Annotated in this window: 14 protein-coding genes, 2 tRNA genes and 1 other RNA gene; 8 read left to right on the plus strand and 9 right to left on the minus strand. The window is 71.5% G+C overall.

Annotated elements, in window-relative coordinates:
* The first annotated feature begins 31 nt into the window (after nucleotides 1-31).
* Nucleotides 32-1,132, plus strand: coding sequence for a DNA polymerase III subunit beta (gene dnaN, locus ABD832_RS11600; RefSeq protein WP_344892537.1), 1,101 nt, complete (start codon nucleotides 32-34; stop codon nucleotides 1,130-1,132).
* A 259-nt stretch (nucleotides 1,133-1,391) separates the two neighbouring features.
* Here dnaN and ABD832_RS11605 read toward each other — a convergent pair whose 3' ends face one another.
* The 5 genes from ABD832_RS11605 to upp form a co-directional block, all read right to left on the minus strand.
* Nucleotides 1,392-2,093 (minus strand): FadR/GntR family transcriptional regulator, encoded by a 702-nt coding sequence (locus ABD832_RS11605; protein ID WP_344892540.1) that lies wholly within the window; start codon nucleotides 2,091-2,093, stop codon nucleotides 1,392-1,394.
* Between the two features lie 107 nt (nucleotides 2,094-2,200).
* Nucleotides 2,201-3,547 (minus strand): helix-turn-helix domain-containing protein, encoded by a 1,347-nt coding sequence (locus tag ABD832_RS11610; RefSeq protein ID WP_344892543.1) that lies wholly within the window; start codon nucleotides 3,545-3,547, stop codon nucleotides 2,201-2,203.
* 158 nt (nucleotides 3,548-3,705) lie between these two features.
* Nucleotides 3,706-4,236 carry a PH domain-containing protein gene (locus ABD832_RS11615; protein WP_344742919.1) on the minus strand — a complete coding sequence of 177 codons (531 nt, stop codon included), beginning with the start codon at nucleotides 4,234-4,236 and terminating at the stop codon, nucleotides 3,706-3,708.
* A gap of 379 nt (nucleotides 4,237-4,615) precedes the next feature.
* Nucleotides 4,616-4,846: a hypothetical protein gene (locus ABD832_RS11620; protein WP_344892548.1), complete on the minus strand. Its 231-nt coding sequence runs from the start codon at nucleotides 4,844-4,846 to the stop codon at nucleotides 4,616-4,618.
* A 389-nt stretch (nucleotides 4,847-5,235) separates the two neighbouring features.
* Nucleotides 5,236-5,874: a uracil phosphoribosyltransferase gene (upp, locus tag ABD832_RS11625; protein WP_344892551.1), complete on the minus strand. Its 639-nt coding sequence runs from the start codon at nucleotides 5,872-5,874 to the stop codon at nucleotides 5,236-5,238.
* Nucleotides 5,875-6,062: 188 nt separating this feature from the next.
* Here upp and ABD832_RS11630 point away from each other — a divergent pair, with 188 nt between their 5' ends.
* From ABD832_RS11630 to ABD832_RS11645, 4 genes are all read left to right on the plus strand, one after another.
* The gene (locus tag ABD832_RS11630) at nucleotides 6,063-6,572 is read left to right on the plus strand and encodes a tRNA adenosine deaminase-associated protein (protein ID WP_344892554.1); all 510 of its coding nucleotides are present in this window, start codon (nucleotides 6,063-6,065) and stop codon (nucleotides 6,570-6,572) included.
* Nucleotides 6,573-6,588: 16 nt separating this feature from the next.
* Entirely contained in the window at nucleotides 6,589-7,080 is a 492-nt protein-coding gene (locus tag ABD832_RS11635) for a tRNA adenosine deaminase-associated protein (protein ID WP_344892557.1), read from the plus strand.
* Between the two features lie 67 nt (nucleotides 7,081-7,147).
* Entirely contained in the window at nucleotides 7,148-7,627 is a 480-nt protein-coding gene (gene tadA, locus ABD832_RS11640) for a tRNA adenosine(34) deaminase TadA (protein ID WP_413224237.1), read from the plus strand.
* A 24-nt stretch (nucleotides 7,628-7,651) separates the two neighbouring features.
* Nucleotides 7,652-7,741: transfer RNA gene (locus ABD832_RS11645), tRNA-Ser, on the plus strand.
* 144 nt (nucleotides 7,742-7,885) lie between these two features.
* On the opposite strand, the gene ABD832_RS11650 is transcribed toward ABD832_RS11645, so the two are convergent.
* Both ABD832_RS11650 and ypfJ read right to left on the minus strand, forming a co-directional pair.
* Nucleotides 7,886-8,188: a type II toxin-antitoxin system VapB family antitoxin gene (locus tag ABD832_RS11650; protein WP_344892560.1), complete on the minus strand. Its 303-nt coding sequence runs from the start codon at nucleotides 8,186-8,188 to the stop codon at nucleotides 7,886-7,888.
* A gap of 67 nt (nucleotides 8,189-8,255) precedes the next feature.
* Nucleotides 8,256-9,122 (minus strand): KPN_02809 family neutral zinc metallopeptidase, encoded by an 867-nt coding sequence (gene ypfJ / locus ABD832_RS11655; RefSeq protein WP_344892563.1) that lies wholly within the window; start codon nucleotides 9,120-9,122, stop codon nucleotides 8,256-8,258.
* 278 nt (nucleotides 9,123-9,400) lie between these two features.
* On the opposite strand from ypfJ, the gene ABD832_RS11660 reads away from it, so the two are divergent.
* Nucleotides 9,401-9,934 (plus strand): RICIN domain-containing protein, encoded by a 534-nt coding sequence (locus ABD832_RS11660; RefSeq protein ID WP_344892566.1) that lies wholly within the window; start codon nucleotides 9,401-9,403, stop codon nucleotides 9,932-9,934.
* A 155-nt stretch (nucleotides 9,935-10,089) separates the two neighbouring features.
* On the opposite strand, the gene ABD832_RS11665 is transcribed toward ABD832_RS11660, so the two are convergent.
* Nucleotides 10,090-10,178: transfer RNA gene (locus ABD832_RS11665), tRNA-Ser, on the minus strand.
* An 83-nt stretch (nucleotides 10,179-10,261) separates the two neighbouring features.
* Here ABD832_RS11665 and ffs point away from each other — a divergent pair.
* An RNA gene (ffs, locus tag ABD832_RS11670) (signal recognition particle sRNA small type) lies at nucleotides 10,262-10,357 on the plus strand.
* Nucleotides 10,358-10,386: 29 nt separating this feature from the next.
* Nucleotides 10,387-12,708, plus strand: a complete 2,322-nt coding sequence (locus tag ABD832_RS11675; protein ID WP_344892569.1) for a DNA polymerase III subunit gamma and tau — start codon at nucleotides 10,387-10,389, stop codon at nucleotides 12,706-12,708.
* 101 nt (nucleotides 12,709-12,809) lie between these two features.
* Here the strand turns inward: ABD832_RS11675 and ABD832_RS11680 are convergent, their stop codons facing one another.
* Nucleotides 12,810-14,345, minus strand: coding sequence for a helix-turn-helix domain-containing protein (locus ABD832_RS11680; protein ID WP_344892572.1), 1,536 nt, complete (start codon nucleotides 14,343-14,345; stop codon nucleotides 12,810-12,812).
* Nucleotides 14,346-14,419: the final 74 nt, after the last annotated feature.

Consider the following 14,419-nt stretch of genomic DNA (forward strand, 5'->3'; position numbering starts at 1 on the left):
GGATCGCCGTTCGGGACGGAGGGGTGATCAGGTGAAGTTCCGGGTGAACCGTGATGTCCTGGCCGACGCGGTGGCCTGGGTGGCCAGGGCGCTGCCGAGCCGGCCGACGCTGCCCGTCCTGTCGGGCCTGCTGCTGGAGGCCGACGAGGAGGATCTCGTGATCTCGGCCTTCGACTACGACGTCTCCGCCCGCGTCTCGATCGAGGCGGTCGTGGCCGAGCCCGGCCGGGCGCTGATCCCGGGCCGGATCCTCGCCGAGATCACGCGCAGCCTGCCGGGTGAGGCGGTCGAGGTCGTCACCGACGCCTCCGAGGCGGTCCTGACCTGCGGCAGTGCCGAGTTCGGCCTGCTGACCATGCCGGTGGAGGACTTCCCGGCCCTTCCGCAGATGCCGCCGAGGATCGGCGCGGTCGGCGGCGGGATCTTCGCCACCGCGGTCGGCCAGGTGGCCCCCGCGGCCAGCCGGGACGAGTCCCTTCCCATGCTGACCGGCATCCGTGTCGACATCTTCGGCGAGGGCGTGACCATGGCCGCCACCGACCGCTACCGCATCGCGGCCAGGGAGTTCGGCTGGCGGCCCGAGCGGCCGGACGTCACGGCCGCCGCCATGGTGCCCGCGCGGGTGCTCGTCGACGTTGCCAGGTCGCTGCGCGGCGGCGAGGTGTCGATGGCGCTGGGCGACGGCATCGCCGGTTTCGAGAGCGTCGGCCGGAGCACCACGGTCCGCCTGCTCGACGAGCAGTTCATCGACTACCGCTCGCGGCTGACCGACGACTGGTCGATCCGGGCCGACGTGCGGACGGCCCCGTTCATCGACGCGATCAAGCGGGTCGCGCTGGTCGCCGAGCGCAACACCGCGGTCCGGCTCTCCTTCGAGCAGGGACAGGTCCTGATCCAGGCGGGCGGCGGGGACATCGGCCGCGGCACTGAGGTCGTCGAGGCCGAGCTGTCCGGTGACGACCTGCAGATCGCCTTCCAGTCCCAGTTCCTGCTGGACGGCCTGAGCGGGGTCGAGACCGAGTTCGTCCGGCTCAACATGGAGTCGCCGAGCCGGCCCGCGCTGATCACCGAGGTCCCCGGCGACGCCGCGCCCGCCTTCCGCTACCTCGTGATGTCCCTGCGCCTGACCTGAGGGACGCCCCATCCGGAGCGGACCCGAGGGCGGGACGCCCGACGAGACGCGACCACCCCCGTTCCCTCGTGCCTCTCGTGGTCGGCATCCCCGTGCCGGCCAGGGGGCGCCCGATGAGACGCGACCGCCCGCGCTCCCTCGTGCCTCTCGTGATCGGCGTCCCCGCGCCCGGCCCGGGGTGGGACGCCCGATGAGACGCGACCGCCGCCGGGACGCGGGGCCGGACAGGCCCCCGCGCCACGACGGCGGGGCGGACGGATCAGGCGGAGAGTTCCTGCTCCTCGGTCAGGGCGATCAGGATGTGCTCCATGCACGCGTGCCCGGCGTGCTCGGCCGCGGCGGCGTCACCGGCCGAGATGGCGCGGGCGATCGCGTCGTGGGGGATGTAGGTGCTGTTCAGGGTGCTGCTCAGCGAGGTGCCCGCCGCGGTGATGCTGGCGCGCAGCGCCGCGGAGAAGTCCTCGTACAGGTCGATCAGCACCATGTTGTGCGTGGCGCGGACGACCGCGATGTGGAAGGCCAGGTCGGCCTCGACGAACGCGTTCGGCTCACCCCGCTCCCAGGCGCGGTCCCGCTCGGCAAGCGCCGCCTCGATCAGCAGGATGTCGGCCTCGGTGCGCCGGGTGGCCGCCAGCCTTGCGGCCTCCACCTCCAGCGCGCGTCGTACCTCCAGGATCTCCAGCTGCTCGGCGGTGCGCAGGCGCCGCAGCATGGCCCCCGACAGCTCGCTGGTGGCCCGGACATAGGTGCCGTCACCCTGACGGCACTCCAGCAGGCCCGCGTGGGTCAGCGCGCGCACCGCCTCGCGTACGGTGTTGCGGCCGACCCCGAGCTGCTCGGCGAGGACGGTCTCGGTGGGAATCTTTGCGTGCATCGGCCAGGAATCAGAAGTGATCTGCTCCTTGAGTTGGTCGATCACTTGGTCGACGAGGGATGCTCGCTGCGCAGTACGCAGACTCACCGTCCGCCTCCTCCTGGGAAACCAGTCATCCTACGAATCAATGACTGGTAGACCCTAGTTATTCCGGAGGCGCAAGAACAAACTGGAACCCCGCAAACGAGACCGCCTCACCGGACCAGGGCCGGATCGACCGTCACGCCCACCATCGTCTCGCGCACTCCGGCGGCCTCGAGAGCCCTACGATACGCGGCGGCCTGATCGTCACCCGCACCGACCTCGCCGTAGAGGTCACCCAGGGCTCGCCAGACCCGCGCGGCCTCCCGATCGGGGCTGGAAGGCCCGGGCCGGACCTCCTCCAGCATTCGCCGGGCGGCGTCCAGCGCGGCCGGTACGCCGCTCCGGTCGCGGCCGAGGGTGATGCGGGCCAGGATCAGCTGCGCGGTCGCGGCGGTGACGCCCCCGCGGCCGTCCAGCATGCCGAGGGCGCTCTCGGCGAGCGAGACCGCGCCCGCGGTGTCGCCCGTCCCCAGCCGCACCTGGGCGAGCACGACCAGGCTCTCGACCCGCTCCTGTGCGCGTTCGGGGAAGGCCGAGAAGACCGTGCTCGCGGAGGTCGCCAGCCGGTCGGCCTCGTCCAGCGGGCCGCCGGCCCGGGTGGTCTGACGCACCCAGTGCATCGCGACGAGGGCGAGCTGGGCGGCCATCCGCGCCGGGCGCCCGGTGGCGATCGCGTCGTCGGCCAAGCGGACGGCCAGGGCCGAGTCCTCACCGTCGGAGGCGACGGTGCTCGCCCGCCACAGGGCGTGGATCTCCGCGGAGCGGTTGACCGCGGCCGGGACGCCGTTGACCGCGAGAACGTGCCGGACGTAAGACATGGCGGCCTCGCCGGCCACCGGGGCCTCCATCAGGCAGGCGGCCAGCTCGACGGCAAGCTCCCCGTGTGCCAGCGGCAGCCTCGCGACCTCGGCGAGCGCGTGGGCGGCCAGGTCGTGGGCGCGCAGGGTGTCCCCGGCGCGCTGGTAGCAGCGGCTCAGCGCCACGACGAGCGGCAGGTCGGCCAGGCGCTCCGGATGGGCGACGGCCTCCCGGCGCAGCCACTCGAACGCCTCCACCGCCGGGCCGAGCAGCCCCTGGATCTCCAGTGCCCGAGCCTGGCCGAGCCGCGCGTGCGCGGCCAGCATGGCGTTCTCCTCGCCGGCGACCTTGACGATCTCACCGAACCGGTCGGCCGCGACGGCCGGTTCGCCGTGCAGCAGCTCCAGCTCGGCGTGGCGAAGGCCCAGTTCCGTGTCGACGCGCTGGCGCGGCTCGATCCCGTGCAGCAGGAACTCGGTGGTGCATCCCAGGCGTTCGGCCAGCAGGCGTGCGACCACGGGGGTCGGTGTCCGCTTGCCCGACTCGATGAGGGAGACGTAACTGTCGGAAAGGTCGGGCCCGGCGAGCTGGGCCTGGGACATGCGTCTGCTCAGTCTCAGGCCGCGGACGCGGTCACCTATGGTTCCCTGACTCGGCATCTGATCTCTCAGGGCGGGGGATGGTCAACGTTCTGGCCATGATGACACGAAGCGGCCGAAGCCGGTAACCCCACGTGAAAAATCCTTACCAGAAAGTGTCGGCGATCAAACAGCATTGCTGTCATCACGGACATTGCTGCCATCAGGGACATAAGCCCTTAATCATCCGAGTCATTACCTCCCGGGAAGAGCATCTGGCAGACCTCCAGGTAGAGCGTCTCCGGGTAGGGGATGTAATTCACCCGCGACAGCGCCTGGTCTTGACCGGCCGACTCCAGAACGAACTCGCCGTACCCCAGCATTCGGCCGAGGATCGAGCGCTGGAAACTCATGTCGGTGACCTTGCCGAGCGGCATCATGTCGACCTTGCGGGTGATCAGGCCGGTGGTGAGCAGCATCCGCTTGGAGGTGACGACGAAGTAGTCGACCGACCACTCGGCGACCTTCCACACGAAGCGGATCAGCAGCAGCAGCCAGGCCCACCAGACGACGACGAGCACGCCACCGCCGCCCTGGTCGCCGAACCACTTGCTCAGCAGTCCGGCGAGGATCAGGCCGCCGAAGACCTCGGCGACCGCGCGAAGCAGCACGGCCGGGTGGCGCCGCACCATGATGACCTGGTGTTCGTGGGGGAGCAGGTAGCGGTTGACCGACGAGGGAGCGGAGTCCCCGTGGGTCACGAGCCTCATGAGAGATGTGAGACGAACTGGGCCAATGAATCGGCCGCTGTGTAAACCGTGTCCATGGCACCCCTCACGGCTTTGGCTGCGTCATCTGGTCGTGTGAACAGGAAAAACGCCACGAAACCGACAGCGCTATACGATAGAACCTTCTTGACCTGCACCTTGGCCTCCTACTACCACTCACCCACTGCACCCGTCGTATACATTACCCAGGGCCATGCCACGGTAAAGCGCATCGGCTCATCCGGTCTCACACCGGCCGTGACAATCCCGTAACCGGCCCCGTGGGGCGCCCGTGGACCCTCGCCCCCGTGTCGCGCGTTCATCCCGGTCTCCCGCGATCCCCGCGTCCGCGATCTCCGTCATCGGCGCCGCGACGGCGCCGTCACCCGCGCTCGCTCGCGACCAGCGCGAGAACCTCGAGGTGCTTGCGGGCGATCCGCTCGACCAGCGCCGGATGGGCGTGGCCGACCACCTCCAGCGCTCCGTAGTGAGCCGCCTCTATGCAGCGGGTCACCGTGGAGGCCGGATGGATCTTCGAGAACTCGTCCCTCAGCGCGGCGCTGAAGTCCGCGTACGGGTCCGGCTCGGTGGCCGGGATGATTCGCTCGCTCATGGTTCTCCCTGGTGTGCGCCCGCGGCCTCGGCGGACCGGGGACACAGAAGAGATGTCTTCGCCACGCTTCGTACCCGGTCGGCGACCTGGTGTAACCGGGAAGCGGTAGAGGAACCGTCCATCAGGGGAAAGGAACGGCACGGGAAACGTCAGGACATCACAACGACTGGCCGTCCGGGCGCGGGCGGGACGCGTCACCGGGGCGTGTCACCGGGATGCGTCACCGGGGCCGTGTCGTCGGGACGCGTCACCGGGACATGTCACCGGACGGAGGGAGGAGGGGGGACGGCCGCGCCGGGCCGTGCCGTGGAACCCGGGCCGGCCGCGAAGGCGTCAGGACCCCGTGGAAAGGGAGTGGAAAGGGACCCGTGAGCCGGGTCCCGCGGGGGTCAGACCACGCCGTACAGGCGGTCCCCGGCGTCGCCCAGGCCGGGGACGATGTAGCCGTGCTCGTTGAGCCGCTCGTCCAGGGCCGCGGTCACCAGGCGGATCGGCCTGCCGGTTCCGGCGAAGGCCTCGTCCAGGTGGGCGATGCCCTCGGGCGCGGCCAGCAGGCAGAGCGCGGTCACGTCGTCGGCGCCCCGGTCGAAGAGGAACCGGATCGCGGCGGCCAGGGTGCCCCCGGTGGCCAGCATCGGGTCCAGCACGTACACCTGCCGTCCCGACAGGTCGTCGGGCAGCCGGGTGGCGTAGGTCTGCGCCTGCAGCGTGGACTCGTCGCGGATCATCCCGAGGAAGCCGACCTCGGCCGTGGGCAGCAGCCGGGTCATGCCCTCCAGCATCCCCAGCCCCGCCCGCAGGATCGGGACCACCAGCGGGTACGGCTGCGCCAGCCGCACTCCCGTGGCCGGGGCCACCGGGGTCCGGACCGACAGTTCGGTGACGCGGACCTGCCTGGTCGCCTCGTAGGCCAGCAGGGTGACCAGCTCGTCGACGAGACGCCGGAACGTGGGCGAGTCCGTGGTGACGTCCCGCAGCGCGGTCAGCTTGTGGGCCACCAGGGGGTGGTCGACGACCAGGGTTTCCATGGTGGCCAAAGGTATCCTGGGCCGGTGACCGGCGACGAGGCGGGTGCCCCGGCGCACGTCCGGCGGGCGTCCGTTCGACATCCCCCGCTCACTCGGATTTGATCACAATTTGGTCGGAGAGGCCCACGGGGGTGTCCCGCTTCTGAAAGCATTGACCTCCGTAGAGAAAGCATTCGGTGGGGATGGCCATGTCAGACGAAGACTCGCTGGACTTTGCCATCGTGATCTACCGCGAGGACGACCGCTGGGAAGCGGAGATGCTCCCGGTCGCGCTCACGTCCGACCTCGAGGGTCTCGTCCACGCCCTTCGCCAGCAGCCGAGCATGAGCGGCACGATTGGCCTGGTCGCCGTTGGGGATGAGTTCTTCGTGGCGCTACGGGTGTTCGGCGAGAGGGTCGAGGTCTTCCTCTCCGACATCGCCGCGTCCTGGGACTTCCCGCTCGCCCAGCAGGCGCTGGAGTACCTGGACGTGCCGGTCCCCGACGAGGACGAGCTCGACGCGATCCTCCAGGACGAGGAGACCGCCCTCCCCGCGGGCGATCTTTCGATCTTCGCGGACCTGGGTCTCGACGAGATGGAGCTGGGCATCCTGTCCGGGGACATCGACCTCCTGCCCGAGGACGTCCTGTCCAGCATCGCCGCGCGGCTGGGGTTCTCCGAGCCGTTCGAGCGCGCCATCGACTCTGTGTTCGGTTGAACCCGGGAGATCGGCCATGCCCTCCACACCATCCGGCAACAGCGTGTTCTCCGCAGCCTTCGTCCGCACGGCGGACGGCTGGAACGGCGCGGAGGTCGACCTCGGCGAGGCGGAACTCGTCGACGACCTCGGCGACGCCGTCCAGGAGCACCTGGGGCTCACCGGCGACGAGCTGGCGCTGCTCTGCGTGGAGGTGGAGGACGAGTGGTTCGCGATCGTCCGCTACCAGGGTGACCTGGAGCCGCGCGCGTTCCTGTCCGACGCCCACGCCGGGCTCTCCGACGGCCTGGGCGAGCTGCTGACCGAGCTCGCCGGGGTGGCGGTCGACAAGGACACCCCCGACCTGGGCGTACGGCCCGCGGGCGACTTCGAGCTCCTGGAGGACCTCGGCCTGAGCTCCGACGAGCTCGTCGAGCTCAGCATGGAGGAGGGCGCGCTCCCCGGGGACACGCTCTCGGTGATCGCCGAGCGGCTGGCCTTCGCGGACGAGCTCGACCGGCTGCGGTGACGACACCCGCGGCGAGCGCGGCGTCCGGGACGCCGGTCGCCCTTTCGGCCGTCCCGCCGGACGCGTGATGACCGGCGAGGAGCCGGCCGGGTACGCGCGGCAGATGCGGGTCGCCCTGGCACGGGCGGCCGAGGCCGGGGCCCGCGGCGAGGTGCCCGTCGGCGCGGTCGTCCTCGCCCCGGACGGCTCGGTGCTCGCGGGTGCGGGGAACGACAGGGAGACCTCGGTCGATCCCACCGCGCACGCCGAGATCCTCGCCCTGCGCCAGGCCGCGCGGGCACGCGGACAGTGGCGGCTGACCGGCTGCACGCTGGTGGTCACGCTGGAGCCCTGCACCATGTGCGCGGGGGCCGCCGTGCTGGCCCGGGTCGACCGCGTCGTCTACGGCGCCGAGGACGCCAAGGCGGGTGCGGCCGGTTCGCTCTGGGACGTGCTCAGGGACCGTCGCCTCAACCACCGCCCCGAGGTCCTCGGAGGCGTCCTGGCCGAGGAGTGCGCATCGGTTCTCACCGGGTTCTTCACCGCTCGCCGGATGCGCGAGCAATAGCGGTTATCCGGTAAGCTGCTCCGCGGTGGAGTCGCCTAGTGGCCGAGGGCGCACGCCTCGAAAGCGTGTGATGGGGCAACCTATCCGTGGGTTCAAATCCCACCTCCACCGCCACACGAGAAAGGGCCCCCGCGAACGCGGGGGCCCTTTCTCGTCCGTGTGCCTCCGGTGAAGGCTCATGCCCCCGGTGGAGACCGGCCCTCCGATGGAGACCCGGGCCGCCCTCCGGCGGAGGGCTCCGTACCCTCCGGTGAGGGCTCAGCCCTGCTCGGGCAGGTCCAGGACGCGGGCGTGCAGGACCGAGCGCTGGTGCAGGGCCGAGCGCAGGGCGCGGTGCAGGCCGTCCTCCAGGTACAGCTCTCCGCGCCACTGCACCACGTGCGGGAACAGGTCGCCGTAAAACGTGGAGTCCTTGGCCAGCAGGGAGTGCAGGTCGAGCACCGCTTTCGTGGTGATCAACGTGTCGAGCCGGACCTGCCGGGGCGGTATCTGAGCCCACTCCCGATGCGAGAGGCCGTGCGCGGGATAGGGCCGTTCATCGCCGATCAGCTTGAAGATCACAGTACGTAGTTTAGGAGAGAATCCCGCCCTTCGCCCTGCCGGCCTCCCATCCCAGCTCGCGGGGCCCTCAGATGCTCCCGGCGAAGGTGTCGCACTGGTCGGGCTTCCCGCTCTCGTAACCGGTGGTGAACCACTTGACGCGCTGCGCCGAGGTCCCGTGGGTGAAGCCCTCGGGGTTGACCCGGCCCTGGGTACGCTCCTGGATGCTGTCGTCACCCACGGCCGACGCGGCGCTGAGCGCCTCCTCGATGTCCGTCTTCGTGAACGGCTTCTCGAACAGGCCGGTCTCGTAGGCGTTCTTGGCCCAGGCCCCCGCGTAGCAGTCCGCCTGCAGCTCCAGCCGGACCGAGGCGCTCTCGGGCCCCTGCTGGTCGCCCTGCTGCGCCTTGGCGTTCGTGCCGAGCAGGTTCTGCACGTGGTGGCCGTACTCGTGCCCGATGACGTACGCCTGGGCGAACGGGCCGCCCTTGGCGCCGAACTTGCTCTCCAGCTCCTTGAAGAAGCTGAGGTCGAGGTAGACCTGGCGGTCGGCCGGGCAGTAGAACGGCCCGACCGCGGAGTCGGCGTCCCCGCAGGCGGTGCTGACCTGTCCGGAGAACATCACGGTCTTGGCCGGCTCGTACCCCTGGACGGCCTTGGGCCAGTACTCCTGGATGCTGTTGACCACGCCGACCACCCGGCACTGCTCGTTCTGGTCGGCGTCCTGCCCGGTCTTGCACTGGGCGGACAGGTCGGAGCTCGGGCCCACGGCCGCGGGTTCGCCGCCACCACCGCTGCCGCCGGTGATGTCGACCCCGAACACCAGCGCCACGATGAGCGCGATGATCCCGGCCGCGCCACCGCCGACGGCCAGGCCGCCACCGGGGATCCTGCTGCCCCTGCCGCGACTCTCGACCTGCGAGTTGTCCAGCTGGACATCGTCCTTGAAATCCATCGCCCGACGTCCCTTCGATCCGCTTGGAGCGCTTCCCCTGCCCTGAGAAAGGCCTGACATGCCGGATGGGGGATGAGTGGCCTGCCGTCTTATGTACCCCTTTATGGTGATTAGTCCCAAAATCGGGATTGCGTGCTCCTCGGCCCCGCACTCCCGGATCGGGGGATCGGCGCGGGACGGCGGCTCGCGCGACATGTCGATCACCGACGGTGATTGATCGATCTCGATCCGTCATGGGAACGTGATCGGGATCTGATCGATCTTTCCTGGGAGGAACCATGTCACTCACCCGCCGCCTGCTGTCCGGCGCGGCCGCCGTCGTCGCCGCGAGCGCGGTCACCGTCCTGCCCGTCCTGCCCGCGGCGGCCGTCGCACCCGTCGGCCGCAGCGCCGCGGGGCCCGCCGTGTGCCTGGACGCCAGCAACGCCCGGACCAACCTCACCCACGTCTACCTGTGGGAATGCCTGGGCAACACCAACCAGAGGTTCGTGGTCGACAACGGCATGATCAAGGTCGAGGACACCCTGGCCTCCGCCACCCCGATGTGCCTCGACGCCAGCAACGCCCGGACCAACCTCACCAAGGTCTACCTGTGGCAGTGCCAGAACAACAACACCAACCAGATCTGGGTCGTCAGGAGGGGAGAGATCGCCCTCAAGGACACTCTCGCCTCCGCCACCCCGATGTGCCTGGACGTCAGCAACGCCCGGACCAATCTCACCAAGACCTACCTGTGGCAGTGCCTGGGCAACACCAACCAGAAGTTCGTGATCGACGACGGTCTGATCAAGGTCAAGGACACCCTGGCCTGACCGCGCTGGAGCCGTCTGCGGCCGTCCCTGCGGAAGAGGCGCCGGACGGGAGTGAAAAGCCCTCCGAGCGGGCCGATCGGGACCCGAACCGGGACCCCGACGCGCGAAAGCCCGCTCCGAGGTGGAGCGGGCTTTCGCGTTACGGCTGATGACCGTGGCGGAGGATAGGAGATTCGAACTCCTGAGGGGTTGCCCCCAACACGCTTTCCAAGCGTGCGCCCTAGGCCAACTAGGCGAATCCTCCGTCGAGAAGCTTACCCAACTTTCGGGGTGCACGGACCATCGATTTTCCGACACCGACCACTCGAATCTGAGGTTAGACTGGGGGCCGACCCCTCGCGCGGCGTCATCCTGTGAACCTCCCCAGGGCCGGAAGGCAGCAAGGATAAGCGGGCTCTGGCGGGTGTGCGAGGGGTCTCTTCGTTTCAGGCCCCTCCAGGTGGGATCGCCGCATGAGTCTTGCGCTGTACCGCAAGTACCGGCCCGGGACCTTCGCCGAGGTCAAGGGCCAGGAACACGTCACCGAGCCGCTGCGCCAGGCTCTGCGCAGCGGACGGATCAACCACGCCTACCTGTTCAGCGGACCTCGCGGATGCGGCAAGACGTCCAGCGCGCGCATCCTGGCCCGTTCGCTGAACTGCGAGAAGGGCCCGACCCCCGACCCGTGCGGGCAGTGCGAGTCCTGCGTGGCCCTGGCGCCCACCGGCCCCGGTCACCTCGACGTCATCGAGATCGACGCCGCCTCGCACGGAGGCGTGGACGACGCGCGCGACCTGCGCGAGCGGGCCTTCTTCGCGCCGGTGTCGTCACGCTTCAAGATCTACATCATCGACGAGGCGCACATGGTGACCCGGGAGGGGTTCAACGCGCTGCTCAAGCTCGTCGAGGAGCCCCCGCCGCACCTGAAGTTCGTCTTCGCCACCACCGAGCCCGAGAAGGTCATCGGGACGATCAAGTCCCGGACCCACCACTACCCGTTCCGGCTGATCCCGCCGGCCGCGCTGCGCACGCTCATGGAGGAGATCCTCACCTCCGAGAAGGTCTCCTTCGAGCCCGCCGCGCTCCCGCTGGTGGTGCGGGCCGGCGCCGGTTCGGCCCGCGACTCGCTCTCGATCCTGGACCAGCTGTACGCCGGGTCAGGCGAGGCAGGCATCACCTACGCCGGTGCGGTCTCCCTGCTCGGTTACACCGACGGCGACCTGCTCGACGACGTGGTCGTGGCCTTCGCCGCCCGTGACGGCGCGCGCGCCTTCCAGGTGGTGAACCGGGTGATCGAGGGCGGACACGACCCGCGCCGGTTCGCCATGGACCTGCTGGAGCGCTTCCGCGACCTGGTGATCCTGGCCAACGTGCCCGAGGCGGCCTCCAGCGGGCTGCTCGACAGGCCCGCGGACGAGCTGGAGCGCCTCCAGGAACAGGCGGGCTCGATGGGCCCGGCCGAGCTGACCCGCGCCGCGGAGATCCTCAACACCGGCCTGACCGAGATGCGCGGGGCCGCCTCGCCCCGGCTGCTGCTCGAACTCATGTGCGCCAGGATCCTGCTCCCCGGGGCCGCCGAGGGCGAGGCCGCGCTGCTCGCCCGGGTGGAACGGCTGGAACAGGGCGGGATCGCCGTCTCGGCCGCCCCCCGCGATCTCGCGGGCTCCCGCCGCCGCTCCCGCGGCCTCAGCCGTCACGCGGGCACCGGCTCCGCGGGCCGTGACCCCGGCGTCCGCACCTGCCGTCCAGGCACCCGCCCCCCCGGTCCAGGCGGCGCCCCCGCCGCAGCCGTCGCAGGCACCCGCAGCCACGGCGCCCGCCCCCGGCCAGGGCGTGGGCGCCCCGGACGACGACTGGCCCGAGACGGTCCGGCCCGGCGCGGCCCAGGAACAGCAGGCCCGGCCCCCCGTCCAGCAGCCCGCCGGAGCGGTGGCGGACACCGCCGACGAGTCCGAGTCGTCGGGGCCGTCGGGGCCCGACGCGGGTGCCACCCCGGACTCCGCCACCGGAGCCACCGGAACGGTGCAGCAGGCGTGGCCCCAGGTGCTCGCCGCGCTCAAGCGGCGCAGCATCGTCGTGTGGGCCAACGTCAACACCAACGCGCAGATCGCCGGGGTCGAGGGCAACATCGTCACCCTGGGGTTCACCCAGGTCGGCGCCATGAGGAACTTCACCGGCGGCGGAAAGGACGCGGTCGTCGCGGAGGTCCTGAAGGAGGTCCTCGGCGGCACGTGGAAGGTCGAGGCCGTCGTCGGCGGCGGTCCCGCCCCGTCGGCCGGGGGACGGTCCCCGTCCCCGCGCCGGCCCTCCCCCCCGCCCGTCACCCCTCAGCCCGCCCCGGCCCAGCCCGCTCCGGCCCGGCCCGACGCCGCCCAGCAGCCCGCGGACCGGCAGCGGGCACCGCAGCCGCCGCAGGCCCCCCGCCGAGGCACCGCCCGCGGCGGTACGGGAGGCACCCGCCCGGCCGGTCTCGCCCCCCCACGGACGAGTCCTGGCCGGACGAGCCGATGCCGGAGGACCCCGGCTCGCCTCCCCCGCCGAGTCCCGGGCTGGCCGCCGCCCGCTCGGCCGCCAAGGCCGCGGCCCAGACCGGCCCCAGGGCACCGGCCAGGAACGGCGCCAAGGCCGCGGCCTGGCCGGACGCCGTGCCCGGCCGCGCCTCGCGCGCCGCCCCCGACGCCGACGAGGTCGACCCGCTGAACGACGCGGACGCCGACGTCGACGCGCTGACCGGCATGGCCCTCATCCAGCGCGAGCTCGGCGGTCAGATCATCGAGGAGATCGACCACACCTGAGGGTCCCGCTGCCCTCCCCGCAAGACCGGGCCCTCCCGGAAGACCGGGCGCCCCGTCCGCGCCATTCGCGCCGTCCGCGCCGTCCGTGCCGTTCGCGGACGTCAGGGCGGGCCGGCGTCGCCGATACGGATCCCGGCGGCGACCGCGCGGTGATCGTGACGGGGCAGCATGGCGATGAGACGCTCCAGGATCTGGACGTCGCTCCTGCCGCGCTCGGTCTCGGCGTACGCCCACAGGGCCTCCGGCCCACCCCGACGCAGCAGGCGGGCCCGTACCTGACCCTCCAGCTCCTCGCGTTCGCGGCGCAGCGCGGGCGCCTCGGAGCGCGGCAGCAGGGGGCCGCGGTAGGCCCGCGCGACCGCGGTGGTCTCGTCCGTCGCGAGAAGCCGCTTGAGCTCCACGAAGTCGGCCTCGACCGCGCAGTCCAGCCGGTAGGGCTTGGCCACGATGGCGCGGCCGAGATGCGCGCGCAGGCGATGGATCTCGGCGCGCGCGGTCACCGGGTTCCCGGCGTCGCCGTACAGGTGGAAGGAGAGCTGGTCGGCCGTCATCCCCCCGGGGTTGAGGACGAGCATCGCGAGGATCTCGGCGTGACGCAGGGAGAGCGGCAGGCGCGTCCCGTCCAGGTACGCCGAGGGGTGGTCGGCGCCCAGGAAGGACAGGGTCAGCACCGGGGCGCGGCCCCGGCCCGCCAGGCGCAGCAGGAAACCGTCGTCGCCGAGCGCCTCCAGAAAGGCGCTCCGCCCGTCGGGCAGCACCACCCGGTCACCCGTCTCCGGCGGCAGGACGCGGTGGCCCGCCCACTGCAGCGCGTCGTCGCCGGCGATGATCCGCCCGGTCGCGGTGACCAGGGCCCCCGGCTCGCCGCGCAGTGCGCTCAGGTGCCGGTCGTGGCGGCGCCTGAGCCGCTGGTCGCGTTCGAGCATGCGCAGCGTGAGCCGGCTCTCGGCCAGCCGGGCGGTGGCCTCGACGAGGGCGACGCTGGCCGGGGGCATGGCCCGCGTCATGCCGCTGACGTCGACGCAGCCCAGCGGTTCGCCGCTGTCCGGATCGATGATCGGCGCGGCCGAGCAGGACCAGACGTGCAGCGCCCTGACCAGGTGCTCGGCCGAGAAGACGTAGAGGGGGCGCCGGGCCGCCAGCGCGGTGCCCAGTCCGTTGGTGCCGATCGCGGTCTCGCTCCAGTCGAAACCCGCGGACAGCCCCACCTCGTCGGCACGTTCCATCGTCCGGTGGCTCCCGTCGCGCCAGAGCACCCTGCCGGCGGCGTCGGTGACGAGCAGGATCTGGTCGTCGGCCGTGACGGCCTCCAGGAGGGTCTCGGTGATCACCGGCAGCAGCCTGCTCATCGGATGCGCGGAGCGGACCTGCCGGATGTCCTCGCCCTCGAAGGCGGGCGGGGCCGATCCGGTCTCGGGGTCGATGCCGGCCGCCAGGCAGCGCCGCCAGGAGGCGGAGATCACCCCTCTGGGCCGCTCGTGGGTCGCGCCGCCCTCCGGCCCCTGCCCCGCCCCTGTGCCCGTCCGCTCGTCCGACCGCGTCCGGGCGGCCATCGCGGCCTCGTGCAGGCGCCGCAGCCGCGCCGCGTAGGAGTCGGGTCCGGCCGTCTGGACGACTCCCGGATGGCCGTCGCGCACGCATCCCCCCTGGAAAAAGCCGATGGTCCCCCCGGAACAAGCCGATGGCCGAAGCATCGGTGCTCCGGCACGCG

Origin of the sequence: Streptosporangium longisporum (assembly GCF_039534895.1) — a bacterium.
Classification (GTDB): domain Bacteria; phylum Actinomycetota; class Actinomycetes; order Streptosporangiales; family Streptosporangiaceae; genus Streptosporangium; species Streptosporangium longisporum.

Bases quoted from the DNA above. Each gene is read 5' to 3' on its own strand.
- ABD832_RS11630 (WP_344892554.1), top strand. From the start codon at position 6,063: ATGTCAGACGAAGACTCGCTGGACTTTGCCATCGTGATCTACCGCGAG.
- ABD832_RS11675 (WP_344892569.1), top strand. From the start codon at position 10,387: ATGAGTCTTGCGCTGTACCGCAAGTACCGGCCCGGGACCTTCGCCGAG.
- ypfJ (WP_344892563.1), bottom strand. From the start codon at position 9,122: ATGGATTTCAAGGACGATGTCCAGCTGGACAACTCGCAGGTCGAGAGT.
- ABD832_RS11615 (WP_344742919.1), bottom strand. From the start codon at position 4,236: ATGAGGCTCGTGACCCACGGGGACTCCGCTCCCTCGTCGGTCAACCGC.
- upp (WP_344892551.1), bottom strand. From the start codon at position 5,874: ATGGAAACCCTGGTCGTCGACCACCCCCTGGTGGCCCACAAGCTGACC.
- ABD832_RS11660 (WP_344892566.1), top strand. From the start codon at position 9,401: ATGTCACTCACCCGCCGCCTGCTGTCCGGCGCGGCCGCCGTCGTCGCC.
- ABD832_RS11620 (WP_344892548.1), bottom strand. From the start codon at position 4,846: ATGAGCGAGCGAATCATCCCGGCCACCGAGCCGGACCCGTACGCGGAC.
- tadA (WP_413224237.1), top strand. From the start codon at position 7,148: ATGACCGGCGAGGAGCCGGCCGGGTACGCGCGGCAGATGCGGGTCGCC.
- ABD832_RS11635 (WP_344892557.1), top strand. From the start codon at position 6,589: ATGCCCTCCACACCATCCGGCAACAGCGTGTTCTCCGCAGCCTTCGTC.
- ABD832_RS11610 (WP_344892543.1), bottom strand. From the start codon at position 3,547: ATGCCGAGTCAGGGAACCATAGGTGACCGCGTCCGCGGCCTGAGACTG.